Below are 26,303 nucleotides of genomic sequence, written 5' to 3'. Positions count from 1 at the left end.
CTAAAGGTTAATTATTATGGTGTTTATTCGCAAATTTCCCACATCTCCAAACTTTGTCTTTACAGTAACTTCTGATACTTTCCTAAAACTTTATCCAAGTGAGTTAGCGGAACTAGCTGAAGATGAAAAAGTTCTCATTCGAGGCAAAAGTGTCTTGGAGGTGATTTCTTATGTTGAGGAGGAAGAATATTACAGAATTACCTTGAAAAACTCTATCAAGGGCAAAGATACATGGTTTGTCCGTAAGAATTATATTGAAATATCTGCTTGGAAGAAGAAGAAACCGCAACCACCGCGAGATATAAAAAAACCTCAAAAAACTGAATTTTCGGATGCTAGTTTGAGTGGTAAACCCATTGATTTAAAGGTAGAACCAAATAGTAAAAATATTGTTGGAGTGAATGAATTAAATAATATTATTGTTACAGTGAATGAGTTAAGTAGGGGTGGCGGCGATATCAAGGTTGAAGAAGAAGTTATTAAGCAGTTAAAAGCGCAGCTACAAAAAACCCCAACTATTCAAGAACGATCTTCACAGCCTGCTGATATAACGAAAGATTTGGTCGATTGTAGTGTGTTCAGTCCTTCTTGTGTAACTCCAGACGATATGTTTCTCGTCCAAGTCTTTGTTCATCTTCCTGAACAAGTTGAATTTGCCAAACAGTATGCTCAACAATTTGATCCTGAAGCTAAACAGTTAGGAGCAAAAACTTTAGGAGTACCTATTAAACGGGGAAGTGAACTCACTTTTAACTTATTTATTCCAAAACTAGAAGTGGACGAGCCGATTCAACGGTTGAGTTGGAATGGTAGAGCAGATTCTATTCAATTTGGAGTAACGGTTCCTGCTGATATCATTCAGAAAACAGTAATTGGAACTGTTACTGTAAGCCAAAATACAATTCCCCTTGGTCATCTAAAATTCAAGCTATCGATTATTCCTTCTGCATCTTCTACATCCAAAGATCCTCAACTTGTAGGAGATATCGCTAGACATTATAGAAAAGCATTCGTCTCTTATTCTTCTAAAGATCGGATAGAAGTTCTTAAAAGGGTTCAGGGAGTCGCTGTAAGTGGCATTACAATTTTTCAAGATATTCTTAATTTAGAACCTGGCGATCGTTGGGAAAAAGAACTTTATCGCAACATTGATGAGTGTGATCTCTTCCTACTATTTTGGTCTACTGCTGCTAAAGAATCGCCGTGGGTGCTTAAAGAAGTATTATATGCCCTTAAACGACAAGGATCTGATGGATTGCGTTCCCCCGAAATTATTCCTGTAATCATAGAAGGCCCACCGCTTGTTCCTCCACCTCCTGAATTGCAGGAGCTTCATTTTAATGACAAACTTCTTTACTTAATGGCGACACCTAAATAGCAGATGGAAATCCAAATTCAAACTTGATAAAATACGGAGATTAAAAGTACGATTTTTTAAGCTTTTCAGCTATCTTTTTATTATAAATGATTAGGATTCTTATAGTTACGCATAGCTTAACTATTCTTTAAATTTGTAGCATCCAATGCAATCCATGAAGTACCTGCCAAATTCTAATCTTTAATCAAAAACACTACACTTGTGACAATAATTCCAGATGAAGCATTGGTAGTTCGGGGAGGGCGTAATCGTCCAGAGGATATTCGACGTGGAATAGCTACTCATCCCAGTGGCATAACAGGAATTTCTGTGGAATGTGCAGTAGGATCGTCAGTAGCGGAGTTGGCATCGAGTATTCCTCATGGGCAGATTGGTGTAACAACAGTTGGCGAGGTTCGCCAAGCAGGTAGTGATGTAATCCGAACATCCGGTAGAAGTGCTAATCATGCAACATTAAGGGGTTTAAACCCGCAGCAAGTTAGTCAACTCCTTACACCTACTGTTCCAAATCCAGCAAAGCAGCAGTTATAGTTTGGATCACCTAGAATGATTACCCCTAGAGTTTTTGCAGATTTTCATAATACTGATGCTGAAGGGCGTTTGCGTTTGAACTGTATTGGTACAATCGAAGACTTGGCGAATCAAAGTATTGAGCTACAAGATGGGCAATTACTCACGGTATATAGCGAGGATTTGGAAGTTGATGGAGTGGTGCAGTTCTCTGAAGAGGAGAAGTTGTGGGTTGCTGCCATTGATTGGGATCGAATCAGACAAGTTGAGGATTTTATTGTGCAGGTACAAGTTTGAGTATCCACGCCATCTAATTTTTTAGTTTTTTATCTTGCCCATTGTTGCAAAATGTAAGCGTAAAAAGCATCTTTATCTACCTTATCCATTGCATATATTTTACGACCACCAGAAACTACTTTAGTACGCCCTTGACTAATACCAGTGGTAATAATTTCTGTTTCCCATTCGCGCAACTGATAAAAGTTTGGATGTCCAAGATAAGCTGTTGCTAAGACATCCCAAAAATAATAATCTTGGGGGATAACTAGTGCATAACATTGTCCGGCTAAATCAGAGATGGGATAGTGGCGTTGTCGTCCCATTTTGTATACTAACTCCGATGTGACTGGGACATTGTTAGTTAAATCCAAAGGACACATAATAATTTCAATTTGGGTTTGCCATACCCGCGCTGCTGAAACCGCATCCCAATAAACATTCCATTCGGCAGAACCATCTTGTCCTGCTTCCAAACTTTTTTCCACATTACCACCGACATTCAACGCACCCCCCATCCACACAATTTTGTGAATCTTGGCTTCAATGTCTGGTGCTTTGTCTAAAGCCACTGCTACTGTGGTCAAAGGGCCAGTTACCATCAACGTTACGGGGTCTGATGCCTCCCGCAACACCTTGATTATGAAATCTTGACCTGTTTCGGCAACCAAGGGCGTAGTAATGGTTTCGCTTTGATTGAGAATGGGGAGATGGTCAACGATAAACGAATCACGGCGATAGAGAGTAGGAAATGGATTGATACCGCGCACAGTGCTTTCTGCTACCGGGATATGAGAAAATCCCATCAAATCTATAATTTTACGTGTGGCGCTAACAGCTGGTTGAATGTAGCAATCTGCTGGAGTGACGACTACACCAAGGAGTTCAATATGATCCATCGTCAACAGCAACATAGTTGCTAAATAATCATCTACACCGCCATCGTGATCCATTAATACTAGTTGTTTTGTCATAAAAGGAGAATTAATATGGATGAGTTTATGGAAGCTGCTATTCAAGAAGCAAAACAAGGCAGACAAGAAGGTGGAATTCCCATTGGTTCAGTTCTCGTCAAGGATAGCAAAATTCTCGGCAGAGGACACAATAAACGTGTGCAAGACGCAGATCCTGTCACTCACGCGGAAATCGATTGTCTCCGCAATGCTGGGAGAGTTGGCAGCTACAGAGGTACTACACTCTATTCAACTTTAATGCCGTGCTACCTGTGCGCTGGGGCAGTGGTACAATTTGGCATTAAGAAAGTCATCGTCGGAGAATCCAGAACTTTTCCTGGTGCTAAAGAATTTATGGTATCTCACGGTGTGGAAGTAATTGATCTTAATCTTGACGATTGCGAACAAATGATGAGTGAGTTTATTGAAACTAACCCGGAACTTTGGAATGAAGATATCGGTAATTAGACGCGATTAATCGCGTCTGTACAAGAGAGACGCTATTAATCGCGTCTTTACAGGAGTTGCCCGCGTCTTGGTGAGTTTTGATAGGAGAATTATGGTAAGAGCGATCGCTATCTAAAAAGTCACCAACCTCTTAACCGAGACAAAAAAGTTACCTTCACACGGACACTCATCACTCCTAACCCAGTAAAAGCGTGCTGTTATTATCAATCAGCGTCAGAGTTGCATTAGTAGCCATACCTGGGTTGGGCTGCGCCAATGCACCATAGGACTGAATGTAACGCCTCACTTCTAGCGGAAAGTGGGGGTAATCTAATACTGCATCTCCATCGGCAATAGTTGCCCAGAACTCGCGCAAACTAGGAGCTAATGTTTTTGCCTGTGATAATGGTAAGTTTAATGGAGAGTGAGTTAGTAGCTTAATTAGGAAGGGGAAAGAGCGATCGCCCATCCACTGCCGCGATGATTGTTGCAAGTCGGGGAAATCAGGCACTGACTCTACCCGATGGGATATAATTTGCAACGATTCTTTACCTTGGTTATCCCGATGAAACTCTAGCACCCGATAAGGGTGAGGATAGCTCACTAAAGAGCCAGTGGTAATATCATATACTCCATCTGAGTAAGCAATATCCTGAACGTGCAAATGTCCTGTAAATACTAGTTTGACTCCATAGCGCCTTAGCAACTGCAATAGTTCTGCTGAATTGGACAACATGTACCGATTTGCTAGTGGATGGTTCGATTGATTGGGCAAATGCTCCACTACATTATGATGCACCATCACTAGAACTAATTCATCAGCAGATGCCGCCAGCACCTCTTCTAACCACCGTAGCTGTTTGGCATCTAAACACCCCACCTGCTCCCCCTGGTCATTAAAGGAGTTAGAATTCAGTCCAATTAGCTTAACTCCAGGCAATAACTGACGACTGTAGTAAATCTGCTGGGGATCTTCGTAGCCAAACTTAGTGTAATAGTAGGGAAAATCCGCAAAAGCAATTGATTGCTGATCAGCCAACAGCACAGGAACGTCATGATTGCCAGGAACAACATAGACGGGAAAAGGTAGCTGGGCTAAACATTGTTGCAACCAGGCGTGGTTCTCTGGTTCACCGTGCTGGGTTAAATCTCCTGGCAACAACAAGAAATCTAAATCGAGTTGTGTTAAATGTTCTAGTACACTTTTAAACGCCGAGATACTGACTTCTACTAGGTGGAATCGGTTGGGATGATCCCAAATTGTGTGGGGGAGTGCCAGGTGTAAGTCGCTGACTACCGCAAAGCGAAAATTGAGAGCCATTGATTTATGAAAATGTTAAAAGCAGAGGTTAAAACAAGCCTTTTCCCAAAAGTATAACGCTTGCTTTGTTTCGCTGCTGGGGAGTGCATTTACTTAACATTTGTATACATTGAGCAGAGATTACACGTTATGCTGACAATTAATTTCAAGGCTGAATATAACCTCCAGAGTAAACACTTACCCAGAAATTTGCCCTAGCTAGAACCTGCACTAGCAGTTCGTCAAGCGAAGTTTGAAGGGTAAAGGAACGAACCACAAAACTTCAATTAGCGTAAACTGACAATTAATGGGTAATAATTTAATAGTAGACTTCTTGCATAAATCCAAAATAAGAACCCCACCCCGCCTTTGACTTACGTCAAAGTCTCGCCTCCCCGCTCTTCGGGCTACGGTGTACACATAAGTATGACCAGCATAGGTTTCAATTCTAGTAGTTTCGTAGGGTGCGTTATAGACACGCCGAAGTAACAAATGCATTCGCCGAAGTAACAAATGCATTCGCCGAAGTAACAAATGCGTTCGCCGAAGTAACAAATGCGATCGCCGAAATAACAAATGCGTTCGCCGAAGTAACAAATGCGTTCGCCGAAGTAACAAATGCGTTCGCCGAAGTAACAAATGCGTTCGCCGAAATAACAAATGCGTTCGCCGAAATAACAAATGCGTTCGCCGAAATAACAAATGCGTTCGCCGAAATAACAAATGCGTTCGCCGAAATAACAAATGCGTTCGCCGAAATAACAAATGCGTCCGCCATGATTGCAAGAATTTAGCTTTGTCACGCCAGCGTAACGCACCCTTCTCCTATCGGAGACGCACTCGCGTTCGGCTTGGTGCAGTCGCCTGCGGAGGGAAACCCTACCAAGAGCGCTGCTTCACTGCAAATCTTTGGTAGATGAAGTTTTTCCGACTTGTGTGTACACCGTAGATGCTAAGGGGTGGGGTGTTAGGGGACTTTTGCAAGAGGTCTAGTGTTAGCGGCACGAAATGCGTCAGCGTAGCTCGTCGTAGACATCGCTTTGTTTGTTGGCTTCTCTGCTACTCCCCTTTTCGGTAAAATAACTTAGCAGATCAGCAAGGAACAGATTCAGGATCATGGCTCAAGCTAGTATTGGGATTATTGGTGGTAGTGGTCTGTATAAAATGGACGCGCTCAAAGATATAGAAGAGGTGCATGTTCAAACTCCCTTTGGTTCACCATCAGATGCTTTGATTCTGGGGACATTGGATGGTACAAGGGTAGCTTTTTTGGCGCGTCATGGTCGCAATCACACGCTGTTACCCTCTGAGTTACCGTTTCGCGCTAATATCTATGCGATGAAGCAATTGGGTGTGGAGTATTTAATTTCGGCTAGTGCTGTGGGTTCTTTGAAGGAAGAGGCGAAACCACTGGATATGGTGGTTCCAGATCAGTTTATTGACAGAACGAAAAATCGGATTTCAACGTTTTTCGGTGAGGGAATTGTTGCTCACATTGCCTTTGGTGATCCAATTTGTAAGAACTTGGCTCTTTTGTTGGCAGATGCGATCGCATCTCTCAATTTACCAGAAGTTACTCTCCATCGCGGCGGTACTTATGTGTGCATGGAAGGGCCAGCTTTTTCCACCAAGGCGGAATCGAATCTTTACCGCAGTTGGGGTGCAACAATCATTGGGATGACGAATTTACCAGAGGCGAAGTTGGCCAGGGAAGCGGAAATTGCCTATGCAACTTTAGCGCTGGTGACAGATTACGATTGTTGGCATCCAGACCATGATAGTGTGACAGTGGAATTGGTGATTGGCAATTTGCTGCGGAATGCTGTGAATGCTCAAAAAGTGATTCAAGAAACTGTGCGGCGCTTGAGTGAAAATCCGCCACCGAGTGAGGCGCATTCGGCGTTGCAGTATGCGATTTTGACTCAGTTGGATAAAGCACCAGCAGCGACGAAGGAAAAGTTAGGGTTATTGTTGCAGAAGTATTTATAGTGTTGGTGATGAATGAGGGATGTTTACAACGAGCTACGCTTAGGTAGTTTCTTAGTACAGTTTTGCGTAAAAGCGTAGCGTTTTTAATGCAGAGGAACGCATTGGCATTGTCAGGCAACGCATTAGCATTGTTAGCCGACACAATGCCATTGTCAGGCAACATATTGGCATTGTCAGGCAACACATTGGCATTGTCAGGCGACACATTGGCATTGTCAGCCGACGCATTGCCATTGCAGAGGATTGCAAAATTTAATTTGCTACGAATTAATGAAATGCTGTATTTAGATTAGAGCAAGAGCGATCGCTATGATGGGCTGTTCAATGACGCACCATATAAACGAACCACTCCAGACACAGAGAACACAGAGGAATGAGGAGAGAGCTTTTTCGTAAATTTTTGAGTATTTTTTTATTTGGAAGTCCCTTATCTCAAGTTCGGGCGACGCCGAATAGCCCGTCGTAGATATCGCTCACTACTAAAATCTCTTTGTGACAGACAAGACCTCGCTGATATAATACCTGTCTATGTTTGATAACGTCTGTCGCTTTTTAGCAGAGTCATTTTCAGCCGATTTCGCCACCTGGTTACTTGGCGAATCTATTGCACTTACCCAACTCAGTCCATCAGAATTATCTCTCGAACCGATTCGAGCAGATGCGTTAATTCTGTTACAGTCAGATGAAATTGTTCTGCATATCGAATTTCAAACCGAAGCAAAAGCCGAAATTCCCTTTCGGATGACTGATTATCGGTTAAGGGTATATCGCAGATTTCCCCAAAAGCGGATGCATCAAGTTGTCATTTACCTGCAACCCACCACATCTGAATTAGTCCAACAAACAGCTTTTGTTTTAGAAAATACCCGTCATGAATTTGGAGTCATTCGTCTTTGGGAACAACCAAGCGAGATATTTTTAAATACTCCTGGTTTGTTACCGTTCGCAACCCTCAGTCAAACTGAGGATAAAACGCGAACATTACAACAGGTTGCTGAAGCGATTGAGCAAATAAACGATACCCGAACACAAAATAATATTGCTGCGTCAACGGCAATCTTATCTGGGTTAGTATTAAACAAGGAACTGATTAAAAGGTTATTACGGAGTGATGCTATGCGCGAGTCTGTAATTTATCAGGATATCCAGCAGGAAAAAGCTTTATCGATTGTTATCCGACAACTTCGCCGTAAAGTCGGAACTGTTCCACCTGCACAGCTATTGAAAATTCAAGCTTTAGACTCAACACAGTTGGATGATTTAGCAGAGGCTTTACTTGATTTTTCAAGTTTAACCGATTTAGAAGCTTGGTTAGCGCAAAATCAAGGTTAATACAGCAGAATTGGGGAATTTTCCGAGTCAGAATAGTTTCTAAAATTAGAGCAAAAGCGATCGCTACGACGGGCGTAGCTGTGGCACTATTATCTGAAATTATACAGGCGATCGCTTATTACTAAAATCTCTTTGCGTCCCCCCGTCTTTACCCTTGGTAACAGATGCGTCAAAGAAGTGCCAACGGCGAATTTATTCGTCTTGAATATTAGCACCCCGCCACCCATGCAAAATCGGCATAGTAAACAATCCCCACGCCAAACCCGTAATCAATCCAAAAGGCGTAACCAGATAGTTATTAAAACTCCACAAACTGAAAATCTGTGCTGCTAATTCCAAAGGATAAGCCATCATCAGCACACTAGCTAAAGCCACACCACTCCAGCCATACTGATTCAACCAGTAAAATCCCTTACCACCAGTTACCCCATACAACAGACGAGTAATCAGCAAACCCGTCACAGTACCGTAGCACCGCATACACACAGCCATAATAAACGGTGGTGCTAAATCTAACCCCATAGTTGGTTGCGGACAAACATGATTACCCATGAAATAAATGATGTCCGCAATCCCAGGAAGCAAAGACACTCCAGACGCAGCCAAAAAGGGAGCGATAGGCGGGCCAAAAACCATCCCTACCAACAAGAAATCAGCAATCAAACTAACCCAATTAACCTGCAATTCACTGAAAGCTACTCTTGTCATCTCCCTTTCTCTGCGCCCTCTGCGCCTCTGCGGTTCGTCTTCTTAACCTACCTTATTAACATAAGGACTTGTCAACTTATCCAACTGCTGAATCAACAGACTCAAGAATAATCCCACATCTGTCACCACACCCACCGATTCTACAGAACCGCGATCGCTTAACTTAGTCACCACAGCTGGATTAATATCCACACACACCATTTTCACCCCAGCCGGAGTCATATTTCCCACGCCAATCGAGTGCAGCATCGATGACAGCATCAAAATCATCTCCGCACCTTCTAGATGTTTAGCATATTCCTCCTGTGCTTGAATCAAATCCATTACGGTATCAGGCAAAGGCCCGTCATCCCGAATCGATCCCGCAAGCACAAAAGGCACATTATTGTGGACACACTCATACATCACGCCACTTTTAATTGCCCCCGCCTCCACAGCTTTGGGAATGCTGCCATAACGACGGATACTATTAATTACCTTCAGGTGATGGCGGTGTCCACCATGCACGGCGACACCCCGCTTCATGTCTACACCCAAAGAAGTACCCATGATATTTTGCTCGATGTCGTGAACTGCGATCGCATTACCACCCAGCAGTGCTTGCACGTATCCTTCCCGAACCAGTTGCGCCAAGTGTTCGCCGCCACCAGTGTGAATCACCACCGGCCCAGCCGTGACAACTACCTTACCACCAGCATCGCGGATTTTCCGCAATTCCCAAGCTACTTGTTCAACAACCAATTCCACGCGCCGTTCGCTGGAAACCCCCGCCGACATAAAGCTGAATTCTTGGGTGCTGCGTTGTTCGCGCGATTCAGTTTTACGGATGGTGCGGATACCTAGCACGTCTACAATTACCTGTTCGCCAACTTTTAAATCCCGTAGTATTTTACACCGAGCGATGAAGCCATTGGCAGTTTGGGTAATTGCGATCGCGCCATCCATCCGTTGATTTTCCACCTTTATCCACTGGGCATTAATTCGGACTTCGGTGGGATAAATTGTACTAACGTAGAAATCATCAGGTGCAACGCCATCTTGAATTACCGGCTCCAAGATAGCGTCTCGCTCATCATGGGGTAAATCTACAGCACCCAAATCAATCAACCGAGAGATGATCTCTTCCATCACCTCATGGGATGGCGCTGATACCCTAACCTCGGCGGCTGAGGTACTTTGGCGCTGTTCTCCCAAGTTAAAATTCAGGACTTTGAAGCTTCCCCCAGCGTCTATAATCAAATCCAAAGCGCGGTTAATTAAGCCTGCGTCGAGCAAGTGTCCCTCCATGCGAATGACGCGGCTTTCTACCGAGACATTGGCATGAATTTCATCTCTAACTGGTTCTGTTACCCGCAAAGTTAAGCATTTAGCCGCACCACCAGCTTTGAGAAATTCGGTAAGCGGTGTTTCCAACACTTGGAAACCTGCATCTGCAAGGCGGGTTTTTAAAGCATCACTCGCCTTGTTCATGATGACGATGCTATCTACATTCACCGCATTACAAGCGAAGTTGACTGCATCAGCCTCTTCAAGTGCGATTCGCTTTTCGGGTGCGACTCGCATTTCGATTAAGCGGTTGGAGTAAGAATCAAAAGCGCCTGGATAGTATAGCAAATAGCCATTTGCTAGGGGACAAAAACAGGTATCCAAGTGATAGAAACGTTCGTCTATGAGTCGCAGGGATAGCACCTCAATATCCAGCCATTTAGCTAAATAAGGGTGAGAATCTAATTCCGAGCGGAAACCGTATCCCGCCCATAACCAGCGTCCTTCTCGATCCAGCAGTGCGTCCCCTGCTCCCTCAAAGGGCAAATCTTTGGGAAGTTCATTGACTGTATAACCATTTGCCTCAAACCATTGTTTGAAGAAAGGCTCTTCTCCCTGACGTTCTTTGTGCAAAAAGCGACTGAGGACGACATTATTCCCCAGTACCAAGCCAGCGTTGGCGGTAAAAACCAAATCTGGCCAACCTTTTTCAGGTGGTACTAAGTCTACAATGGCGTGTTGTTTAAGGATCTGGTTTAGTCCCTGCCACTGTTCCACGGCGCGATCGCGCGATGACTTGTGAATATTCCCTTCCATCCAAGGATTAATCACATAGTCTACATCGTAGTGGTCAGGAGGGCACATCAAAAAGCGAATACGGGAAGTCATAAAAATCTTACAAGCGTTTTATATGCTACAAGCCTATTTGGGATACAGATTTTCGATTTACTGACATTCGGTTAAATCTGCTACTAGAGCTTCTATCTTTTGATAGTTGAAGGCATTACAAAGGGTTCGTTACTAATTCTATTACTGGAAGATGGTAATTAGTCATTAGTCATTAGTCATTAGTCATTAGTCATTAGTCATTAGTCATTAGTCATTGGTCATTAGTCATTAGTTATTCTCCCCCTGCCCCCTGCTCCCTGCCCCCTGCCCCCTGCCCCCTGCCCCCTTCCATCAGGGCAATCAGCCAGGTTGGCAATGAATCAGAAATACCTGCGCTACGGGGCGATCGCTAGCTTAGTCTCCTCGATAAACCAGACTCAGCATCTTCAGCTTGATTTCAATTTTACACAAAGGCGTATTTATAGTATTTCTATATAAACTTTATGAAATCTTTTTCTTTTTAACACAATTATTTTACATTCATCTTAATTTATACTATATTATACGATGACAAATACAAATAATCGATTGTATTAAATAATATGGGATATTTTTGCTAAAAGCTGCAAACTTATTGAAACTCATATAAGAAAATTTTAACTCAAAATCTACAATTTGTAATTTCTAGATTAACCTGAAACTGAATCTGGCGGTTAACTAAAAATAGTTGTAGGGTCTTGCAATATCTTTGAGAGTAGCATTGGAGGCAAAATGCCTCCTAAGAAACGATTCTGGCGATAATAAAATTTTACCACCATTTATTAAGGTCTTGAGGAGATTGAAAACTACATGAAAAAGCAATTTTCACAGAACTGGTTTATTTCTCAATCTTCACTACGTTTTTTAATCATCATCCTATTAGTAATAGGTGTATTTTTTCGCTTCGTCAATCTTGACAAAAAACTTTATTGGGGCGATGAAGTTTTCTCATCATTACGCATATCTGGCTATATACAGTCAGAAATGAATGAGCAGTTAAGTAATGGTCGTTTGCTCACCATAGAAGATTTGCAGAAATATCAGTATCCCAATCCTGAAAAAAGCGTAATTGATACAATTAAAGGGATTATTTCAGAAGACTCACAGATTTTGCCGTTATACATTGTGATAACCAGGTTTTGGTTAGAGTGGTTTGGCAATTCGGTAGCAGTGGCGAGAAGTTTTTCGGCATTTATTAGTCTGCTTACCTTTCCTTATATTTATTTGCTATGCCTAGAATTATTTGAGTCTTCATTAGTAGGGTGGATAGCCATCGCGTTGGTAGCCGTTTCACCTATTCATGTCGTGTATGCACAAGAAGTACGAGCATATAGTTTATGGATAGTAACCATCTTAATATCGAGCGTAGCACTGCTGCGAGCTATGCGCCTTAAAACAAAGGTTAGTTGGTGCATTTATGCAGCAACATTATCATTAGGGTTTTATACTCATATATTTTTTACATTAGTTGCTTTTGGGCAAGGAATTTATGTAATTGCAATCGAACGCTTGCGATTGAGTAAAACATCGATTTATTACCTGATTTCATCGCTTGCGGGGTTTATAACTTTTATACCTTGGATTTGGATTATTATTACCAACCCTCAGTCAGGAGCAGTAACTTGGGCGAATGTTAAACAAACATTATTTGCATCAGCTATAAGGTGGGCTGGAATCTTTAGTCGTACATTTCTTGATTTAGGTATTAGCCCTAGCGATTCAGGAAAACTTAAGATTGTCTTAATTCCTGTTATTTTAATTATTTTAGCTTTAATACTCTATTCAATTTATGTTCTCTGTCGAAGAACCTCTAAGGAAGTTTGGTTATTTGTCTTGACTTTGATTGGATCTGTAGGGCTTCCCTTACTGATAGTGGATTTCGTCTTTGAAAAACGATACGCTACTAGTCGATATACACTTCCCTCAGTTTTAGGTATACAGTTAGCTGTTGCTTACTTATTTAGCACTAAACTCACGTCTATTTCTAGTAAAGTTTGGCAAAAAAAGCTCTGGTCATTTGTAGCGTTCATGGTAATCATGAGCGGAATCATATCTTGTACGATCAGTTCTCAAGCCCAGATATGGTGGAACAAATTCCCAGAAAAATACCAAGAATTTCCCAACATTGCTAACATGGTGAGTCAAGGTAATAAACCGCTTTTAATTACTGATGATAGCATAATTCCAGCAATACAAATTCTAGGTCACTTAGTTGATCCAAAAGTGCGATTTCAAATTGTAGAGAAAAATAAATTACCTGAAATTACTAATGGCTTTAGTGACATATTCTTATTTAGTCCCTCTGACTTCTTAAAAGCTGGAATTGAGAAAATTTATAACTCTAAATTACAGCAGATAAACGACTTACTCTGGAAAATATAGTGGTTCCCGCATAGGTAAGGTAACGTAAAGAAAAGGAACTTCAGTTCCTTGTAAGACATAGCTTTTACGTTAAGTTGACACACTCGTATGGGCAATGCCATGTCCATTGGTGTCAACTTAAGTCAGAGAGCTTCATTCCACAGTCATTTTACCCCACACGCCAGATGCTCCACTTGGAGAAACCCCTTGGCGCTAGCCTCTCCAAAGGGAGAAGACCGCACTAGCTCCCTTTAATCCCCTCCCCGTTCCCGGGGAGGGGAGATTTTGTCGCTAGACAAAAGCGGGGTGGGGTTGCGAGGGGATAATTAGTAATTGAGTGGACTTGGTATAAGGCAATATGCTTGGGTTTCACGTTAAGTTGACGTATAGGGAATATTGTCTAATTATTTTTGTTCAGTTCCATGCCCTACTAGTTGACCTCATTCAAATGAGAATCGCTATAACAAAATCCACCTGAACTCCGCGCTCCGTTAAAAATTAAATCAATGAGCCTACTAAGTGGCACAATTAGAGCCAAAATATACATTAATTAAATGCAAAATTAAGTATATAGTTATACTGCCGCCGCTTATGTCATCGCCCCTTGAGCGCCCGCTAAAATTTGAAATCAGACTGCCATCTTCCCATCCTCATTTATTAGAAGGACTAGATATATGGCTGCGTTTAGGTTTGATATCCGATACCCAAGTTAGGCAGCTATGCCGAGAATTCCTGGTGTGTACGGTGGTGTTGCAACCCCAGCCTGAACCTGAAACAAAGGTAGCCTTTGTAACTTCTGATTCAGTGCAGCAGTTGCCCGTAGCAGCTTTACAATCTAGTAGCCGTAGACAACCACCGCAGCAAAAACCAGCTAAACCCAACTTCATCAGCACAATGTTGCAGTCATTAGGGGCAGAACTGAGTGTCCGTTGGCTGCTTTTTCTAGGAGTATTCTTGGTAGTGGTGTCCTCTGGGGTACTGGCTGCAAGTCAGTGGGAGAGGTTTCCGGCTTCTGGACAGTATGGAGTTTTATTTGCTTATACTTTGAGTTTCTGGGGATTAAGCTTTTGGGCAACTAGGCAAAGCAACCTTAGATTGACGGCTCAGACATTATTGATTGTCACCCTTTTGTTAGTGCCAGTAAACTTTTGGGCAATGGATAGCTTTCGGTTGTGGCAAAATCCTTTGGATTGGATTGTAGTTGCGATCGCCTGTCCTACCCTTACTGCTATAACTATTTTACTCTCCAAAAATCGCAGTATTTTTCCCAATTTACTTACTGGGAAATTACCTCTAATAAATATTCTGGGGCTGAGTTATTTGCATTGGGGTTGGCAATTAAGAGGATTTCCCTTGATTGCCGTTTATGTGGCAATGATCGGCACAACTATTATTACCGTTTATCACAATCTTTACCAACAGCCTAATTCTATTAGTGAGGAAGATAGCCGCGATGTCTACGACGGGCTACGCCTACGCCAACGCTTAAGTATTAGTTTACCTGCTACTGTAATTATTTATGCTTTAATAGTGCTGCTAGTGCGGGCAATTTTTGTTGCCAAGGTAGATGTCACGCAGTTAGGGTTAGCCATTGGCATTTGCGGCTGGCTAGTAACTTGGTTAGCACAGCAGGGGAGGGCAGGGGGCAGGGGGCAGGGGACAGGGGGCAGGGAGCAGGGAGCAGGGGGCAGGGGGCAGGGAGCAAAAGTAATATTCTCCTCATCTCCCTCATCCCCCTCATCCCTCTTACTCTGGGAAAGACTTGGTGGTATTCTACTCTTCCTGGGTTGGTTGGTTTCGGTAGTAAATTATCCGATGTCAGCAATAGCTGTAAGTGCTTTGGGTTTGTGGTTTGTGGGAAGTCGTCTGCGGCAGTACAGTTTCAAGGTAGACTTTGCAGCAGTTTTCGTCATTGGCTTACAGACGATTTGGCTAGGTTGGCGATTAGTACCTGATAGCTTACAGAAATTAGCGATCGCAACTGGTACTCAACTTACCAATTCTCAAAATGAACCTTGGGCGTTGCTGAGTGTAGCTTTATTTCCATACATAATTTTAATGGTGGCGCTCACAGATAGGCTGCATCGCACCGAAAAGCGAGAATTGGCTAAATTTGGCGAACTGCTCACCCTCTTATTTGGAGCTTTTTTAACAACGATCGCGATCGGAAATCCCGCATTGCGATCGCTAAATCTGCTATTTTCCACAATCACTCTGGCATTCGTCACTCAACGCCGATCCCCCTCATCCCTTCCCCTGATATATCTAACTCACATCATGGGAGTGCTGACTTTTTGTTTTACCATTAATTGGTTATTACCAACCCTGAGTTACCAAGTCTGGGCAAGTATTTTATTAGTTCTGATGGTTGCAGAATGGGGATTTAGCCTTAGTGAAGGTTTATGGCGACGTAGTGGATGGGACATCGGTTTAGGACTAGCCGCCGCTAGTTTTTTCCTATTGTGGATGAATGCAGAATCATCTTGGTATGGCATCGCTGATAGCCAAGCTCATTGGGGAGTCTTATGGCTAGTTACGCCTATAGCTCTCACGGGTGTTGCCAATGTCACAATTATAGAGCGTCGCTTTACTAGCCGTTACTTGAGTGTATTGGCTGTGGTAACTGCCCAGTTACTGACTTTACAGCTACCAGAAACCAGATTAATCGGTTTGGCCGTGGGTACGGTATTGATGTTCGCAAATACGCGCTATTTGCGAAACCAAATATCTGCGGTAATTACAGAAGGATTTCTTCTGAGTTTCATTGTGGCGCTGTTATGGGTAGGCGTACCTGGCTTACCTCGCCTCGCGCTAGCAGGTTGGTTTGTCGTAGGAGCGATCGCAATCCTAATTCTATGGTTAGCACGGACAGTTTTGAACCGACGCGGTAACGAATTAGCAATTATATATGCAGCCGCTAGTGATAAGTGGGCGATCGCATTGTGTGGTTTTGAGTTGTTTGGTTTGACGGTACACTCAATACTAATTTACTCAGGGTTTATTACTTCTGGATTTTTGTACTTAGCTGCCACTGCAATCACCTTGGTAGCCATTGTTTATCGCAGTTGGCGAGAACCGACAAATTGGGCATTTTATGGCATTGGTTGGTCTTTGGAATTGTTGACTGCTCAAGTGCTGGGATTTGGGGAACGTTCAACTGTTAAGATTGCGATCGCAAATATCGCCTTGGGTTTAATCGCTCAACTTGTCGGCGAGTGGTGGCGACGACGACATCAATTAGAAAGGCTTCCTAGCAGTTTTCACATTTTGCCATTAATTTATGGTGCATTCAGTGTATTGCTGCGTTTGGACACCTTCACCGAGTGGACTGGTTTGTATTCCTTGGGTGTAGCTTTAATTATCATTGGCGTAGGGCGACGCCGCGAAGACTTTAAACCCCTGCTGTACTTAGGAATCATTGGCGTATCCATTTCTGCTTATGAACTTTTGTTCTATCAAATGTTACAAGCTTCAACAGGAGCATTAGGTGATGGATTGATTGCCATGTCTGCCCTTGGCGCTAGTATTATGTATGCTTACCGTATTCTGTCGCCTTGGCTTGTCAGCTACTTACGCCTGACTCCTCAAGAACTGAAAGGAATTGCCCATATTCACTGGGCTTGGAGTAGCTGCTTATTAATGGCTGCCATTCCTCTTCCCATTGGAGTTAACCGTTTAGTGGGATTGGGAACGGGGGTATTTTTGATTCGTTATGCCATCTTTCAGGGACGAAATTCGCGCACTTCTCCCAGCATCTTCGGAGGAATCACAATCGCCGAAATGTGGGTTTACCTTGGCTTATTAGAGGTAGCCGGGATGAGGGTTTATTGGCGCGAGACAGCAGTGGGACGATTTTGGGCTGGGCCATTAGTTCCTTGGAACGGTGCGATCGCCTGTGTGGTAGCCTATTTCTTATACATCCTGCCTTGGGAAAGTTGGGGTTGGTCTAAAAGACCTTGGCAGCAAGCCGCTTATATCATACCATTGATAAGTTTATGGGAAACCAGACTGCAAGTTTACCCAATCACCTTGGTACTCGCGGCTGGATTTTACATCTTCCTCGCAAAGGTGGGTGAAAACATCCGTTTTACCTATATTAGCGTGGCATTGATTGATTGGGCGCTTTACCGTTGGTTTGATTCCCTACGGCTGACTGATGCTTTATGGTATGTAACGCCAATTGGGTTATCACTGCTTTATATTGCTCAAGTAGATACCCAACTGAAGCTACCAGAGTACAAAACATCTCGCCATATTCTGAGAATAGTAGGTAGTGGTTTAATTTGTGGGTGGGCAATTTTATTTCATCAAAATCCAGCTTGGATACCTGGAATTTTCAGCCTCATCGCCATTTTTGCCGGATTAGCTTTGCGAGTGCGGGCTTTCCTCTACATTGGTACAGCCACTTTTTTAATCACTACAATCTATCAATCGGTAATTTTCAGCTTGCAGTATTCCTTTTTAAAATGGGTTGTTGGCTTGCTAGTTGGCATCCTCCTGATTTATATCGCCGCCAACTTTGAAACCCGTCGCGCTCAAATAACTTCCTTAATTCGTAGCGCCATTGATGAATTTCAATCATGGGAATAGGGCTAGGTATTAAAAATTTCTAATTCCTAATTTGTAATTGTGTACTCTTTTGGAATACGCAATTGATATCAAGTCTGGCTAATTATAGCGGTTCTCACTTCGTTGCAATACAGTCGTCACCCCACCCCGCATTTGCTTACGCAAACGCTCCCCTAAGAGCAAGCTCTTAGGGGTAGGGGGTGGGGTTGAAGCGTACCTCATGCAACTGAGAACCGCTATAGTTATAATTCTCAAAACGTGAGTTCGACGGGTTGATTTAGGTGCAAAAAAAAGCTGAGACTAGGGCGTGTCATCAATTCAAAAGGATTTTTCGGTGAGATTGCGACTGATTAAAATCTATGTTCCCAAATATTATGGGAAAGAATTAGGGATAAATTGAGCGATTTCTCTGTCACGAAAAAAGCGGCGATCGCGCTATTTTTATAGACTAGCTGTTTAAGCTATTAGGGTGAATGATTATTAGTCCTTCAATTGCAACAAAATCTTGGGGATTTAAGGTGAGGATATGAGAGGTATTATGAGCTAACATTACTGCTTGTATGCGGAGATCATGGGCGCGTTTACCTAAAATTTTGTGAGATGTAACAAGACTCAACCATTGGGGAAATATTGCAGGTGTTTCTTCTAGCAAGTCAAATTGATTAATTAACATTTGTACTGCTTGTTCAGTTTTTTCTACTGTCCATCCTAGTCCGTTAACAGTTATAGGACGAGTGGCTACAACCCAAAACTCAGTGATAACTTGAGAGGTAATAAAGCACTGACCACCTTCTACTAAGATTTGTGAAATAGCGTTGTTTATCAGGTCATATTCGGGGGAGTTAGTATCAGTAAACCTTATAATAATATTCGTATCTAGCAAATAGTTGGTCATCTGCCTCGATCATCATAAATATTTTTTCGACGTAAAGTTTCGTCAAGTAGATTAGCATTACTTTTAGGAAATTGAGCAACCCATTGACGAAATTGCTCTGCTTTTTCTGTTGAGGTTACACTTTTGCGAGTGATTACCTCTATTTGTCTATTAGAGAGCTTTTCTTGAAATAGTTTTTGGTCTTCAGGTGAGAGGTTTAATACCACTTCTACAAGAGAATTAACAAGTTTTACATTCATAGTTTTTTCTGATATTTTTGGGCTTACACTCTATTATATAGGACTCATATTTGATTTTTGAAAAAAACTCAGTACACCTTTATTCCTTCTTCCCAGTCCCCAGTCCCCAGTCCCCAGTCCCCAGTCTCTACGAGTAATTCAGGAATCAAATCGGATTGCTATATGATTTTGGAGTACATTCTTTTCCCCTTTAACCAGCCTGGATACCTGGAATTTTCAGCCTCATCGCCATTTTTGCCGGATTAGCTTTGCGAGTGAGGGCTTTTCTCTACATTGGTACAGCGACTTTTTTAATCACCACAATCTATCAATCGGTAATTTTTAGCTTGCAGTACTCCTTTTTAAAATGGGTTATTGGCTTGCTAGTTGGCATCTTACTAATTTATATCGCCGCCAACTTTGAAACTCGTCGCGCTCAAATAACTTCCCTAATTCGTAGCGCCATTGATGAATTTCAATCATGGGAATAGGGGTAGGTATTAAGCTAAGGGTTGAACTAATTAGACAGGCGATCGCCCAAATTCAAGATACCTGTAAAATTAAGCAAGAGCGATGACACCAGATGCACAAAACAATGACACGGATTCCATTAACAGAAGCTCAACTTCGTTTACCCGAACTGATTGCAAGTCTGCAACCCGGTGAAGAAGTGCAAATTTTTTCCGGCGATCGCACTGTCGCCAGACTGATTGGCGAACTCCAACCACCCCGGAAACCTCGCCAGCCCGGTAGTGCAATTGGAACCCTAATCATTCTATCCGAAGACGAAACCCACTTGGAAGACTTTCACGACTACATGCCATGAAGTTTCTGCTCGATACTCAGGCATTTCTCTGGTTTGTACTCAAGGATCGCGCCCTTAGTCAAGTCGCCTGTGATTTGATTGTCGATCCCCTCAATGACATTTTGCTCAGTCCTGCAACAATTGGGAAATTGCCATCAAAGTTAGTATTGGTAAGTATCAAATTCCTGGAAATTTTGAAACATGGATGGAGCATCAAATCCAAGTTAACGAATTGGAAATATTACCGATTAAAGTTGCTCATGCAGCCGCAATCGTGACTCTGCCATTCCATCATAAAGATCCTTTTGATCGGCTTTTGATTGCCCAAGCACTCACAGAAAAGATCCTGATTCTACCTAAACTCACTTCATGCTGGCAAAATGTTCCCGCAGCATCGGATTATAAAAGGTGTAACCCTAAGCATTAAAGGAGACTTTGCTAGCTCTTGCAGTACGGTATCTTCGGTCAGCAAAGTTTTGACTGCTCTTAGTTGTTCACCAGCCGCGTCCAAATATCGATTAACTTGCTCAGGAGTTAGAGAGCGGATGTAGATTGCACCTCGTAATTGCAGACGGTTAGAAAGAACTTCATAGTCTACAATACGACTACAGACCACCATTTCAGTCTGTCCATGATCCTGCATAAATTTGTTGACAGCTTGGACGCAATCTTCCCGCAGTTCAGCCTTTACCTCGTCTAGACCATCCAGCAGCAGTAGCAGTTGTTGATTTTTAACCCAGTTTTTACCAACTTCTTTGGGAACTTGGTATTTGCTCAAAAGTTCTTGTACGAGCCAATCAGCAATCGTTGGTTTCTTACTCCCCCAAGAAGATAAGTTAAACACCACTGGAATCAGGAGACTCACATTTTCTGTAGCACGAGCAACCAAATTCTCTGCAAGTTTTAGCAGAGTTATTGTTTTCCCAGCCCCGGGTTCTCCCAAAATCAACAGAGTTCGCCCCTCTCCTATTTGATCGAAGACCTTAGTTGCGTTTGTCTCTGTAGGCAGAATTTGTTCGGATTCTTCTGGTAGTTCCTCGAAGCTCCTAAATGGAAGCTCTACTGCATTTGATCGCTTTTCTAAACCGAGTTGAATCATTGCCTCGTTATACAATGACTTTTCTAAGACCCCTTCGATCCAATATTGTTTGACTTTACTGAGTAAAACTTTCCTCTGGCGTAATTCTTTCTCAGCTAAGAACTGTTCCGTACCGGATGTTTGCCCACTCAGCGAGTCAGATACATGATTAATGAAGTTTTGAGTGACAGTTCCATTATTTTCTTGGATAAATCCCTGAACTTTACCCCCAGAGATATTAACAGAATTATCTTCAGTCATTTTCTAAGCATCCTTGCCGTAGTTCTGAGTTATTGTTCCAGTATTTTGCTGTGTCAAACCCTGAACTGTACCCCCAGAAATTTGAACATTAAACTTTCCCTCTGCTGCTTCTTGAGGATTTAATTGCTCCATTAACTTTTGAGCCAGTTTAATAATTTCTTCATCCTTATCAGCCCCAACCTCAGTTAATTCATCTTCTAAAAGAGCTTTCGTCTTTTCGGGCTTCTGTTCGTATTTATCTAGAATAGTAGCTGAATCTGATTTACCTTGGCTCTCAAACTTACGCTTAATCAAAGCCTTCAAGCCGTTGTAAGCATCCTGAGCTACATCACCAGCCGTTTTTGCTGTGCCAGCTACTAATGCTGTAAGAATAAGAGAAATAGGCTCCATAAACTCATCTCCTAAATTGTTTAATAGGACTTCAGCTATACCTAAAAACCCTTCCTGGGTGATCGCAGTAAGTCAAATGTAACTTGTATAAGCCCTGGCTTTTACTACAAGGATACACTCTCTGGATTTTAACTGACAGAATATTGCACAATTAAGGCATAATTTTGCTTATGAGGCAGAATTTTCGGCGATCGCACTGTTAATGTATCTTACAATCATGAGCGATCGCGCTTCACCTCATCTACTTTTCTCAGCAGGCGGGCGATTGACTCGTATCAGTTTTCCAAACAAAGATTCTTCAGCCGCAATTGCCTCATGAATCCGGGTGGCTAATCGCTGCCGATCCAAATCCTCTGTGCAAACAATGATACCTGCATGATCTGGAATCATGCGATGCAAGCGGATAAAATCATCTCGATTTACTGTCAGCACTGCCCGCCCCTGAATCGTCGCCAATGCTTTTCCCTTGGTCATCAGGAATTTGCTGATTGGCTTGCCCTGCTTCTTGTACCGTCAGCACATCGTGACCGAATTGACGCAGTAGCCCCGTAACCATTTTGGGAAACCCCTCATCGGCATAAAGCAATGCCACACTTAAGCCGCCTCTTGCCGTGCGATCGCCGCTTCAATTTCTTCAGGATAAACCTCTGCATACAGCCATGCATTCACCAAATCAGCAGCAGTTAGCGTCGGGTAATCTTCTAACAAATAGGCTTCACTTGCCCCTTGATGGCGCAGGCTAACCAACAGCCAAACCGGAATCCGAGTCTGCCGAATACAGGCATCGCCCCCCATGACACCTGGTGTTTTCTCAATGCCAATCAACCCATTGCCCAGATATATCGCCAAAATCTGAATTGCCTGTGCCTTTTCTTCCAAAGACAGGGCTAAAAGTTGAGGTTGTAGCTCTTTCAGTGTCATTGTGGGTATCAAGCTGAATACTTGAGATGACGATTGTTCTCCATTATAGGTAAGAACCAACGAACAAATAGTGTGTATGCTCTTTAAGCTAAGGGTTGAATTAATTGTGATATCTTGACCCATTCAGAATAGGACAAAGACCAATAGAAAACTTAACCACACTTCCCCCAAATATTAATTTGGAGCGCGATCGCACCCCTGCTTACGATTCGTAATAAGCAAGAGTATGACCAAGCGATTAAATGATTTAATTGATGAAATTGGCACAAATGAACAGCATCCTCTTATCTACTTTTCTCAGCAGGCAGGCGATTGACTCGTATCAGTTTTCCAAAATTCCGGGTTGTTTTTTGGAAGTTTTAGTAACTAAAAAATATTTAGGTGGGGGAAATTACGGTTTACACTACTTGCTATACAAAATTTTTTAAGTTAATTGCTCTTAATGGTTGATTCCGAGTTTTTTTTTGAAAGTTTAGGAACTAAAAAAAATGGATAAACACGGTAATTTTTACCCCGATGTCTTTCCAAAGAAATATATTTATTTTTCCCAAAAAATATGTATACAGGAATATGTCAACCCATTAAAGTTTAGGCTACAGTTCTTGTAGTAATAAATGTTGTCAAAAGGATGTTTGAGATATGAGTAAAAATAAAGAATTAGAAACAAAGAGGAGAAGAGCCGTTTTTGCGCTTGTAAGTGCAGCGTTAGCGACAGGTTTTGCATCAGCAGTGCCAACGTTCACGGTTGAGGTTCCTAAACAATTGACTCTTATGGCAGCGGACGTTGCGTTGTGCGGTGTTATCTACGAAATTTACTTTGGTGACAAAACTAAACTAACAGAAGAAAAGCTTATGGATTTACTGAACGAAGCTACTACCTTAGGTTTTTTGTCCAGTGTTGCAGCTTATGCTGGAGTAAAAATAACACAAGGAATGTTTGATGAACTTATGGATTTTGCTGGCCCTTCAGGATGGTTACTTTCGGGTAGCTTAACTGGCTCACAAACCTTTGTTATTGGGTTAGTTTGTTTGAGAATTTGCGAATACCGTTACAAAAACTCCGCTTTTAAAGCAAATTAGATGGGTGTCTGAAATTCTAATGAGAACTGCATTTCTGTGTACCCAAAACCTGTATAACCCCTATTACCAGTATTAACCTCGGTTTCCCCAAATCGAGGCTATTTTGTATGTTTTTTCTGACGGGATGACAATACGCGATGAAGAGCTTGTTGTGTCAAGAGTGTAGCAATTCGTGGTAAAAAAAGATAGGTCTAGTATTGTCAACAAGACCTACCTTAATGATAATGTTACCAGAACTATACCAAAATGATCTCAAAAGTCAACATCCGTTTTACTTATGTTAGTGTGGCGTTAATTGATTGGGCGCTTTACCGTTGGTTTGATTCCTTAAAATTAAGCAAGAGCGATGGCTCTGCCAAAGCCAACTCTTGGAGACGCCCAAGGGACGGCTCACCCACCAGATGCACAAAACAATGACACAGATTCCATTAACAGAAGCTCAACTTCGTTTACCCGAACTGATTGCAAGTCTGCAACCCGGTGAAGAAGTGCAGATTTTTTCCGGCGATCGCACCGTTGCTAGACTAATTGGCGAATTCCAACCACCCCGGAAGCCTCGCCAGCCCGGTACTGCAATTGGAACCCTAACTATCCTGTCCGAAGATGAAACCCACTTGCAAGACTTTCACGACTACATACCATGAAGTTTCTGCTCGATACTCAAGCATTCCTCTGGTTTGTACTCAATGATCCCGCCCTTAGTCAAGTCGCCTGTGATTTGATTGTCGATCCCCTCAATGACATCTTGCTCAGTCCTGCAACAATTGGGAAATTGCCATCAAAGTTAGTATTGGTAAGTATCAAATTCCTGGAAATTTTGAAACATGGATGAAGCATCAAATGCATGTTAACGAATTTGAAATATTACCGATTAAAGTTGCTCATGCAGCCGCAATCGTGACTCTGCCATTCCATCATAAAGATCCCTTCGATCGGCTTTTGGTTGCCCAAGCACTCACAGAAAAGATTCTGATTATTAGCGCGGATGCAGTGCTAGACAATTATGCGGTAACTCGTTATTGGTAAGTAGGATAACCTGCGGTTAATCGCAGTGCGATCGCTCATCCCCGTAGGTTGGGTTGACGTAAGGAAACCCAACATTCATTAGCTCAAACAAAGTGCGATCGCTTGTGTGGTAGCCTACTTTCTGTACATTAATTCGTATGATATCCATTTTAAGAGTAACCTGTAAAAGCATGATTTTGCTTGGCTTGTAATCATATAGGAGCGCGATCGCACCCTTGCTTACGATTCGCAATCAGCAAGAGTATGAGCAAGCGATCGGTTTGTGGAAAATCTTGGTCAATCCCTGCAAGATTGGATAATTTATTTGTTGGAAGTCCCTAATACATCAAAAAATATTGCTCCAGGGTTGACGTTTCCGTGTTTCGCGCACTCTGTAGCAACTTCCGCCTTAAGAGTAAGAACTTCTGCCAAGACGTTTCGGTGTTTCGCGCAGTCTGTAGCAACTTCCGCCAAGACGTTTCGGTGTTTCGCGCAGTCTGTAGCAACTTCCGCCAAGACGTTTCGGTGTTTCGCGCAGTCTGTAGCAACTTCCGCCTTAAGAGTAAGAACTTCCGCCAAGACGTTTCGGTGTTTCGCGCAGTCTGTAACAACTTCTGCCTTAACCTTACTCAGTGCTAAGTCGTGAGTGAGGAAAAAGTTTGGGCGGGTTTACTCTACAGATTTCTAAGAAATCCAAATTTTTCATAACCGCAGTGGTTCTTTGTGGAGCCACTGCGGTTATGAGAGAAAGAGAGGGGGCAATACTGCGTAGGTTTTGCTTAAAAAATAACTCCAATGTAGGTTGGGTTGAGGAACGAAACCCAACAGTTTCGGGGCTTTGTTGGGTTTCACTGCGTACCCCTACGGGGATCTTGCTACAACCCAACCTATGAATCTTCAAAACCTACGCAGTATTAAGAGAGGGGGGATGAAAATTGTTGAAATTACTCAAATTTTAGTCTTTTTAACAAAAATCAACAATTTTACGCAGGACAACCTTTTCAAAAATTGTCCACTATAGAATAAGTTATTTTTCAGAGAAATGAGTATTAATTATGGCAAGGCACAAACGCGATTCACGTATTCTTAGTAAGGCTGAGATGCGCTTGGCAAGTATTAAATCTATCAGTCCTACTCTAGATGTCGGAGATAATTTAACGGTTAAAGATTATACCAACCAAATTGAAAGCCTCCGTCAATCTCTGGAAGCCTACAATACCACACTCTCTACTATTGATGTTTTATTAACACAAATCACCGAAAATGAACGAAATTTAGCAGACTATTCTGAAAAAATTTTGCTTGGTGTTGCTCATAAGTTTGGTAAAAATAGCTATGAGTATCAAATGGCTGGGGGTACTCGTAAAAGCGATCGCAAGCGTACTGTGCGCCAAGGTGTTGTTTTAACTACCAGCTAAGAGCAAAACTCCTATCAATACGCTTTGCATAACCAAAGTAAAGATGAGGGGATGAGGAAAATTAGAAGGATACAGAATAGACATAGGAGTGAAAAAGAATTGTTTTGACGTAGCAATGCTACGTCTCTACAAGGGTTCTAGATAACGCATATTTAACTCCTGTCCGTGGGTTTAAGTCCCCCAGTTCAATAAAAATTTTGTTTTGTGTTGGGGTTATACCAATTCGCAATTCGCAATTCGCAATTCGCAATTAATAAACTTAGATGCCGCAGGACT

At 42.4% G+C, this 26,303-nt stretch carries 31 protein-coding genes and 1 pseudogene; 19 read left to right on the top strand and 13 right to left on the bottom strand.

Going from position 1 to position 26,303, the window contains the following annotated elements:
• The first annotated feature begins 16 nt into the window (after positions 1–16).
• From LC653_RS10910 to LC653_RS10900, 3 genes are all read left to right on the top strand, one after another.
• Positions 17–1,378: a toll/interleukin-1 receptor domain-containing protein gene (locus LC653_RS10910; protein WP_229494498.1), complete on the top strand. Its 1,362-nt coding sequence runs from the start codon at positions 17–19 to the stop codon at positions 1,376–1,378.
• Positions 1,379–1,579: 201 nt separating this feature from the next.
• Complete coding sequence (locus tag LC653_RS10905) at positions 1,580–1,909, top strand: flavoredoxin (protein WP_229494497.1); 330 nt, start codon at positions 1,580–1,582, stop codon at positions 1,907–1,909.
• 15 nt (positions 1,910–1,924) lie between these two features.
• On the top strand, positions 1,925–2,185 hold the full coding sequence (locus LC653_RS10900; protein ID WP_229494496.1) for a hypothetical protein: 261 nt from the start codon (positions 1,925–1,927) through the stop codon (positions 2,183–2,185).
• Positions 2,186–2,214: 29 nt separating this feature from the next.
• Here the strand turns inward: LC653_RS10900 and LC653_RS10895 are convergent, their stop codons facing one another.
• Positions 2,215–3,138, bottom strand: coding sequence for a nucleoside hydrolase (locus tag LC653_RS10895; protein WP_229494495.1), 924 nt, complete (start codon positions 3,136–3,138; stop codon positions 2,215–2,217).
• 15 nt (positions 3,139–3,153) lie between these two features.
• Here LC653_RS10895 and LC653_RS10890 point away from each other — a divergent pair, with 15 nt between their 5' ends.
• Positions 3,154–3,585 carry a nucleoside deaminase gene (locus tag LC653_RS10890; protein WP_229494494.1) on the top strand — a complete coding sequence of 144 codons (432 nt, stop codon included), beginning with the start codon at positions 3,154–3,156 and terminating at the stop codon, positions 3,583–3,585.
• Between the two features lie 175 nt (positions 3,586–3,760).
• On the opposite strand, the gene LC653_RS10885 is transcribed toward LC653_RS10890, so the two are convergent.
• Entirely contained in the window at positions 3,761–4,885 is a 1,125-nt protein-coding gene (locus LC653_RS10885) for a metallophosphoesterase family protein (RefSeq protein ID WP_229494493.1), read from the bottom strand.
• Between the two features lie 443 nt (positions 4,886–5,328).
• On the opposite strand from LC653_RS10885, the gene LC653_RS10880 reads away from it, so the two are divergent.
• The 5 genes from LC653_RS10880 (at position 5,329) to LC653_RS10860 (ending at position 8,310) form a co-directional block, all read left to right on the top strand.
• The gene (locus tag LC653_RS10880; RefSeq protein ID WP_229494492.1) at positions 5,329–5,658 is read left to right on the top strand and encodes a hypothetical protein; all 330 of its coding nucleotides are present in this window, start codon (positions 5,329–5,331) and stop codon (positions 5,656–5,658) included.
• A gap of 322 nt (positions 5,659–5,980) precedes the next feature.
• Positions 5,981–6,853 (top strand): S-methyl-5'-thioadenosine phosphorylase, encoded by an 873-nt coding sequence (locus LC653_RS10875; RefSeq protein ID WP_229494491.1) that lies wholly within the window; start codon positions 5,981–5,983, stop codon positions 6,851–6,853.
• An 86-nt stretch (positions 6,854–6,939) separates the two neighbouring features.
• The gene (locus tag LC653_RS10870; protein WP_229494490.1) at positions 6,940–7,146 is read left to right on the top strand and encodes a hypothetical protein; all 207 of its coding nucleotides are present in this window, start codon (positions 6,940–6,942) and stop codon (positions 7,144–7,146) included.
• 235 nt (positions 7,147–7,381) lie between these two features.
• Positions 7,382–8,185 carry an Rpn family recombination-promoting nuclease/putative transposase gene (locus LC653_RS10865; RefSeq protein WP_229494489.1) on the top strand — a complete coding sequence of 268 codons (804 nt, stop codon included), beginning with the start codon at positions 7,382–7,384 and terminating at the stop codon, positions 8,183–8,185.
• Positions 8,161–8,310: a hypothetical protein gene (locus LC653_RS10860; RefSeq protein WP_229494488.1), complete on the top strand. Its 150-nt coding sequence runs from the start codon at positions 8,161–8,163 to the stop codon at positions 8,308–8,310. The genes LC653_RS10865 and LC653_RS10860 overlap by 25 nt, the downstream gene beginning before the upstream one ends.
• A gap of 67 nt (positions 8,311–8,377) precedes the next feature.
• Here the strand turns inward: LC653_RS10860 and LC653_RS10855 are convergent, their stop codons facing one another.
• Positions 8,378–8,893: a DUF2085 domain-containing protein gene (locus LC653_RS10855; protein WP_229494487.1), complete on the bottom strand. Its 516-nt coding sequence runs from the start codon at positions 8,891–8,893 to the stop codon at positions 8,378–8,380.
• Positions 8,894–8,935: 42 nt separating this feature from the next.
• The gene (gene argZ / locus LC653_RS10850; protein WP_229494486.1) at positions 8,936–11,047 is read right to left on the bottom strand and encodes a bifunctional arginine dihydrolase/ornithine cyclodeaminase; all 2,112 of its coding nucleotides are present in this window, start codon (positions 11,045–11,047) and stop codon (positions 8,936–8,938) included.
• A 789-nt stretch (positions 11,048–11,836) separates the two neighbouring features.
• On the opposite strand from argZ, the gene LC653_RS10845 reads away from it, so the two are divergent.
• Both LC653_RS10845 and LC653_RS10840 read left to right on the top strand, forming a co-directional pair.
• Entirely contained in the window at positions 11,837–13,408 is a 1,572-nt protein-coding gene (locus LC653_RS10845; RefSeq protein ID WP_229494485.1) for a glycosyltransferase family 39 protein, read from the top strand.
• A gap of 570 nt (positions 13,409–13,978) precedes the next feature.
• On the top strand, positions 13,979–17,977 hold the full coding sequence (locus tag LC653_RS10840) for a DUF2157 domain-containing protein (RefSeq protein ID WP_229494484.1): 3,999 nt from the start codon (positions 13,979–13,981) through the stop codon (positions 17,975–17,977).
• Between the two features lie 427 nt (positions 17,978–18,404).
• Here the strand turns inward: LC653_RS10840 and LC653_RS10835 are convergent, their stop codons facing one another.
• A complete protein-coding gene (locus tag LC653_RS10835) occupies positions 18,405–18,851 on the bottom strand; it encodes a type II toxin-antitoxin system VapC family toxin (RefSeq protein ID WP_229494483.1) in 447 nt (148 codons plus the stop codon).
• A complete protein-coding gene (locus tag LC653_RS10830) occupies positions 18,848–19,090 on the bottom strand; it encodes a hypothetical protein (protein WP_229494482.1) in 243 nt (80 codons plus the stop codon). Before LC653_RS10830 ends, LC653_RS10835 begins: the two co-directional genes overlap by 4 nt.
• 197 nt (positions 19,091–19,287) lie before the next feature.
• Here LC653_RS10830 and LC653_RS10825 point away from each other — a divergent pair.
• The 3 genes and pseudogenes from LC653_RS10825 to LC653_RS10815 all read left to right on the top strand — a co-directional run.
• Positions 19,288–19,560 (top strand): annotated as a pseudogene (locus LC653_RS10825) (hypothetical protein); the annotation flags it as partial.
• A gap of 104 nt (positions 19,561–19,664) precedes the next feature.
• The gene (locus tag LC653_RS10820) at positions 19,665–19,895 is read left to right on the top strand and encodes a type II toxin-antitoxin system Phd/YefM family antitoxin (RefSeq protein WP_229494480.1); all 231 of its coding nucleotides are present in this window, start codon (positions 19,665–19,667) and stop codon (positions 19,893–19,895) included.
• Positions 19,892–20,152: a PIN domain-containing protein gene (locus LC653_RS10815; protein WP_229494479.1), complete on the top strand. Its 261-nt coding sequence runs from the start codon at positions 19,892–19,894 to the stop codon at positions 20,150–20,152. The genes LC653_RS10820 and LC653_RS10815 overlap by 4 nt, the downstream gene beginning before the upstream one ends.
• A gap of 89 nt (positions 20,153–20,241) precedes the next feature.
• On the opposite strand, the gene LC653_RS10810 is transcribed toward LC653_RS10815, so the two are convergent.
• The 5 genes from LC653_RS10810 to LC653_RS10795 all read right to left on the bottom strand — a co-directional run bounded on the left by LC653_RS10810 (position 20,242) and on the right by LC653_RS10795 (position 22,524).
• Positions 20,242–21,213 (bottom strand): NACHT domain-containing protein, encoded by a 972-nt coding sequence (locus tag LC653_RS10810; protein ID WP_229494478.1) that lies wholly within the window; start codon positions 21,211–21,213, stop codon positions 20,242–20,244.
• 3 nt (positions 21,214–21,216) lie between these two features.
• Positions 21,217–21,603 (bottom strand): Het-E N-terminal domain-containing protein, encoded by a 387-nt coding sequence (locus LC653_RS10805; RefSeq protein WP_229494477.1) that lies wholly within the window; start codon positions 21,601–21,603, stop codon positions 21,217–21,219.
• Between the two features lie 237 nt (positions 21,604–21,840).
• Positions 21,841–22,035: a DUF5615 family PIN-like protein gene (locus LC653_RS46805; protein WP_308189071.1), complete on the bottom strand. Its 195-nt coding sequence runs from the start codon at positions 22,033–22,035 to the stop codon at positions 21,841–21,843.
• A complete protein-coding gene (locus tag LC653_RS46800; RefSeq protein ID WP_308189070.1) occupies positions 22,013–22,195 on the bottom strand; it encodes a DUF5615 family PIN-like protein in 183 nt (60 codons plus the stop codon). Before LC653_RS46800 ends, LC653_RS46805 begins: the two co-directional genes overlap by 23 nt.
• Positions 22,196–22,197: 2 nt before the next feature.
• The gene (locus LC653_RS10795; protein ID WP_229494476.1) at positions 22,198–22,524 is read right to left on the bottom strand and encodes a DUF433 domain-containing protein; all 327 of its coding nucleotides are present in this window, start codon (positions 22,522–22,524) and stop codon (positions 22,198–22,200) included.
• A 639-nt stretch (positions 22,525–23,163) separates the two neighbouring features.
• On the opposite strand from LC653_RS10795, the gene LC653_RS10790 reads away from it, so the two are divergent.
• The 4 genes from LC653_RS10790 (at position 23,164) to LC653_RS10775 (ending at position 24,630) form a co-directional block, all read left to right on the top strand.
• Complete coding sequence (locus tag LC653_RS10790) at positions 23,164–23,604, top strand: hypothetical protein (RefSeq protein WP_229494475.1); 441 nt, start codon at positions 23,164–23,166, stop codon at positions 23,602–23,604.
• Positions 23,605–24,017: 413 nt separating this feature from the next.
• Positions 24,018–24,248: a type II toxin-antitoxin system Phd/YefM family antitoxin gene (locus LC653_RS10785; protein WP_229494474.1), complete on the top strand. Its 231-nt coding sequence runs from the start codon at positions 24,018–24,020 to the stop codon at positions 24,246–24,248.
• Positions 24,245–24,436, top strand: coding sequence for a PIN domain-containing protein (locus tag LC653_RS10780; protein WP_229494473.1), 192 nt, complete (start codon positions 24,245–24,247; stop codon positions 24,434–24,436). The genes LC653_RS10785 and LC653_RS10780 overlap by 4 nt, the downstream gene beginning before the upstream one ends.
• An 8-nt stretch (positions 24,437–24,444) precedes the next feature.
• Positions 24,445–24,630, top strand: a complete 186-nt coding sequence (locus LC653_RS10775) for a type II toxin-antitoxin system VapC family toxin (protein ID WP_229494472.1) — start codon at positions 24,445–24,447, stop codon at positions 24,628–24,630.
• A gap of 16 nt (positions 24,631–24,646) precedes the next feature.
• Here LC653_RS10775 and LC653_RS46175 read toward each other — a convergent pair whose 3' ends face one another.
• Positions 24,647–24,778 carry a hypothetical protein gene (locus tag LC653_RS46175; RefSeq protein WP_267923009.1) on the bottom strand — a complete coding sequence of 44 codons (132 nt, stop codon included), beginning with the start codon at positions 24,776–24,778 and terminating at the stop codon, positions 24,647–24,649.
• A gap of 152 nt (positions 24,779–24,930) precedes the next feature.
• Positions 24,931–25,188 carry a hypothetical protein gene (locus LC653_RS10770; RefSeq protein WP_229494471.1) on the bottom strand — a complete coding sequence of 86 codons (258 nt, stop codon included), beginning with the start codon at positions 25,186–25,188 and terminating at the stop codon, positions 24,931–24,933.
• A 476-nt stretch (positions 25,189–25,664) separates the two neighbouring features.
• On the opposite strand from LC653_RS10770, the gene LC653_RS10765 reads away from it, so the two are divergent.
• A complete protein-coding gene (locus LC653_RS10765; RefSeq protein ID WP_229494470.1) occupies positions 25,665–26,027 on the top strand; it encodes a hypothetical protein in 363 nt (120 codons plus the stop codon).
• The last annotated feature ends 276 nt before the right edge of the window (positions 26,028–26,303 follow it).

Source organism: Nostoc mirabile CHAB5784 (assembly GCF_020829645.1).
In the GTDB taxonomy this organism is placed as follows: Bacteria; Cyanobacteriota; Cyanobacteriia; order Cyanobacteriales; family Nostocaceae; genus Nostoc; species Nostoc mirabile.
Note: the sequence above shows the minus strand (reverse complement) of the source record. Positions and strands in the feature narration are given on the sequence as shown.

What these genes read in the sequence shown, in the direction of transcription:
- LC653_RS10910 (WP_229494498.1), top strand. Translation starts at nt 17, where the DNA reads ATGGTGTTTATTCGCAAATTTCCCACATCTCCAAACTTTGTCTTTACA.
- LC653_RS10900 (WP_229494496.1), top strand. Translation starts at nt 1,925, where the DNA reads ATGATTACCCCTAGAGTTTTTGCAGATTTTCATAATACTGATGCTGAA.
- LC653_RS10895 (WP_229494495.1), bottom strand. Translation starts at nt 3,138, where the DNA reads ATGACAAAACAACTAGTATTAATGGATCACGATGGCGGTGTAGATGAT.
- LC653_RS10890 (WP_229494494.1), top strand. Translation starts at nt 3,154, where the DNA reads ATGGATGAGTTTATGGAAGCTGCTATTCAAGAAGCAAAACAAGGCAGA.
- LC653_RS10885 (WP_229494493.1), bottom strand. Translation starts at nt 4,885, where the DNA reads ATGGCTCTCAATTTTCGCTTTGCGGTAGTCAGCGACTTACACCTGGCA.
- LC653_RS10875 (WP_229494491.1), top strand. Translation starts at nt 5,981, where the DNA reads ATGGCTCAAGCTAGTATTGGGATTATTGGTGGTAGTGGTCTGTATAAA.
- LC653_RS10870 (WP_229494490.1), top strand. Translation starts at nt 6,940, where the DNA reads ATGCAGAGGAACGCATTGGCATTGTCAGGCAACGCATTAGCATTGTTA.
- LC653_RS10865 (WP_229494489.1), top strand. Translation starts at nt 7,382, where the DNA reads ATGTTTGATAACGTCTGTCGCTTTTTAGCAGAGTCATTTTCAGCCGAT.
- LC653_RS10855 (WP_229494487.1), bottom strand. Translation starts at nt 8,893, where the DNA reads ATGACAAGAGTAGCTTTCAGTGAATTGCAGGTTAATTGGGTTAGTTTG.
- argZ (WP_229494486.1), bottom strand. Translation starts at nt 11,047, where the DNA reads ATGACTTCCCGTATTCGCTTTTTGATGTGCCCTCCTGACCACTACGAT.
- LC653_RS10845 (WP_229494485.1), top strand. Translation starts at nt 11,837, where the DNA reads ATGAAAAAGCAATTTTCACAGAACTGGTTTATTTCTCAATCTTCACTA.
- LC653_RS10840 (WP_229494484.1), top strand. Translation starts at nt 13,979, where the DNA reads ATGTCATCGCCCCTTGAGCGCCCGCTAAAATTTGAAATCAGACTGCCA.
- LC653_RS10835 (WP_229494483.1), bottom strand. Translation starts at nt 18,851, where the DNA reads ATGACCAACTATTTGCTAGATACGAATATTATTATAAGGTTTACTGAT.
- LC653_RS10830 (WP_229494482.1), bottom strand. Translation starts at nt 19,090, where the DNA reads ATGAATGTAAAACTTGTTAATTCTCTTGTAGAAGTGGTATTAAACCTC.
- LC653_RS10820 (WP_229494480.1), top strand. Translation starts at nt 19,665, where the DNA reads ATGACACGGATTCCATTAACAGAAGCTCAACTTCGTTTACCCGAACTG.
- LC653_RS10815 (WP_229494479.1), top strand. Translation starts at nt 19,892, where the DNA reads ATGAAGTTTCTGCTCGATACTCAGGCATTTCTCTGGTTTGTACTCAAG.
- LC653_RS10810 (WP_229494478.1), bottom strand. Translation starts at nt 21,213, where the DNA reads ATGACTGAAGATAATTCTGTTAATATCTCTGGGGGTAAAGTTCAGGGA.
- LC653_RS10805 (WP_229494477.1), bottom strand. Translation starts at nt 21,603, where the DNA reads ATGGAGCCTATTTCTCTTATTCTTACAGCATTAGTAGCTGGCACAGCA.
- LC653_RS10795 (WP_229494476.1), bottom strand. Translation starts at nt 22,524, where the DNA reads ATGACACTGAAAGAGCTACAACCTCAACTTTTAGCCCTGTCTTTGGAA.
- LC653_RS10790 (WP_229494475.1), top strand. Translation starts at nt 23,164, where the DNA reads ATGAGTAAAAATAAAGAATTAGAAACAAAGAGGAGAAGAGCCGTTTTT.
- LC653_RS10785 (WP_229494474.1), top strand. Translation starts at nt 24,018, where the DNA reads ATGACACAGATTCCATTAACAGAAGCTCAACTTCGTTTACCCGAACTG.
- LC653_RS10780 (WP_229494473.1), top strand. Translation starts at nt 24,245, where the DNA reads ATGAAGTTTCTGCTCGATACTCAAGCATTCCTCTGGTTTGTACTCAAT.
- LC653_RS10775 (WP_229494472.1), top strand. Translation starts at nt 24,445, where the DNA reads ATGCATGTTAACGAATTTGAAATATTACCGATTAAAGTTGCTCATGCA.
- LC653_RS46175 (WP_267923009.1), bottom strand. Translation starts at nt 24,778, where the DNA reads ATGGATATCATACGAATTAATGTACAGAAAGTAGGCTACCACACAAGC.
- LC653_RS10765 (WP_229494470.1), top strand. Translation starts at nt 25,665, where the DNA reads ATGGCAAGGCACAAACGCGATTCACGTATTCTTAGTAAGGCTGAGATG.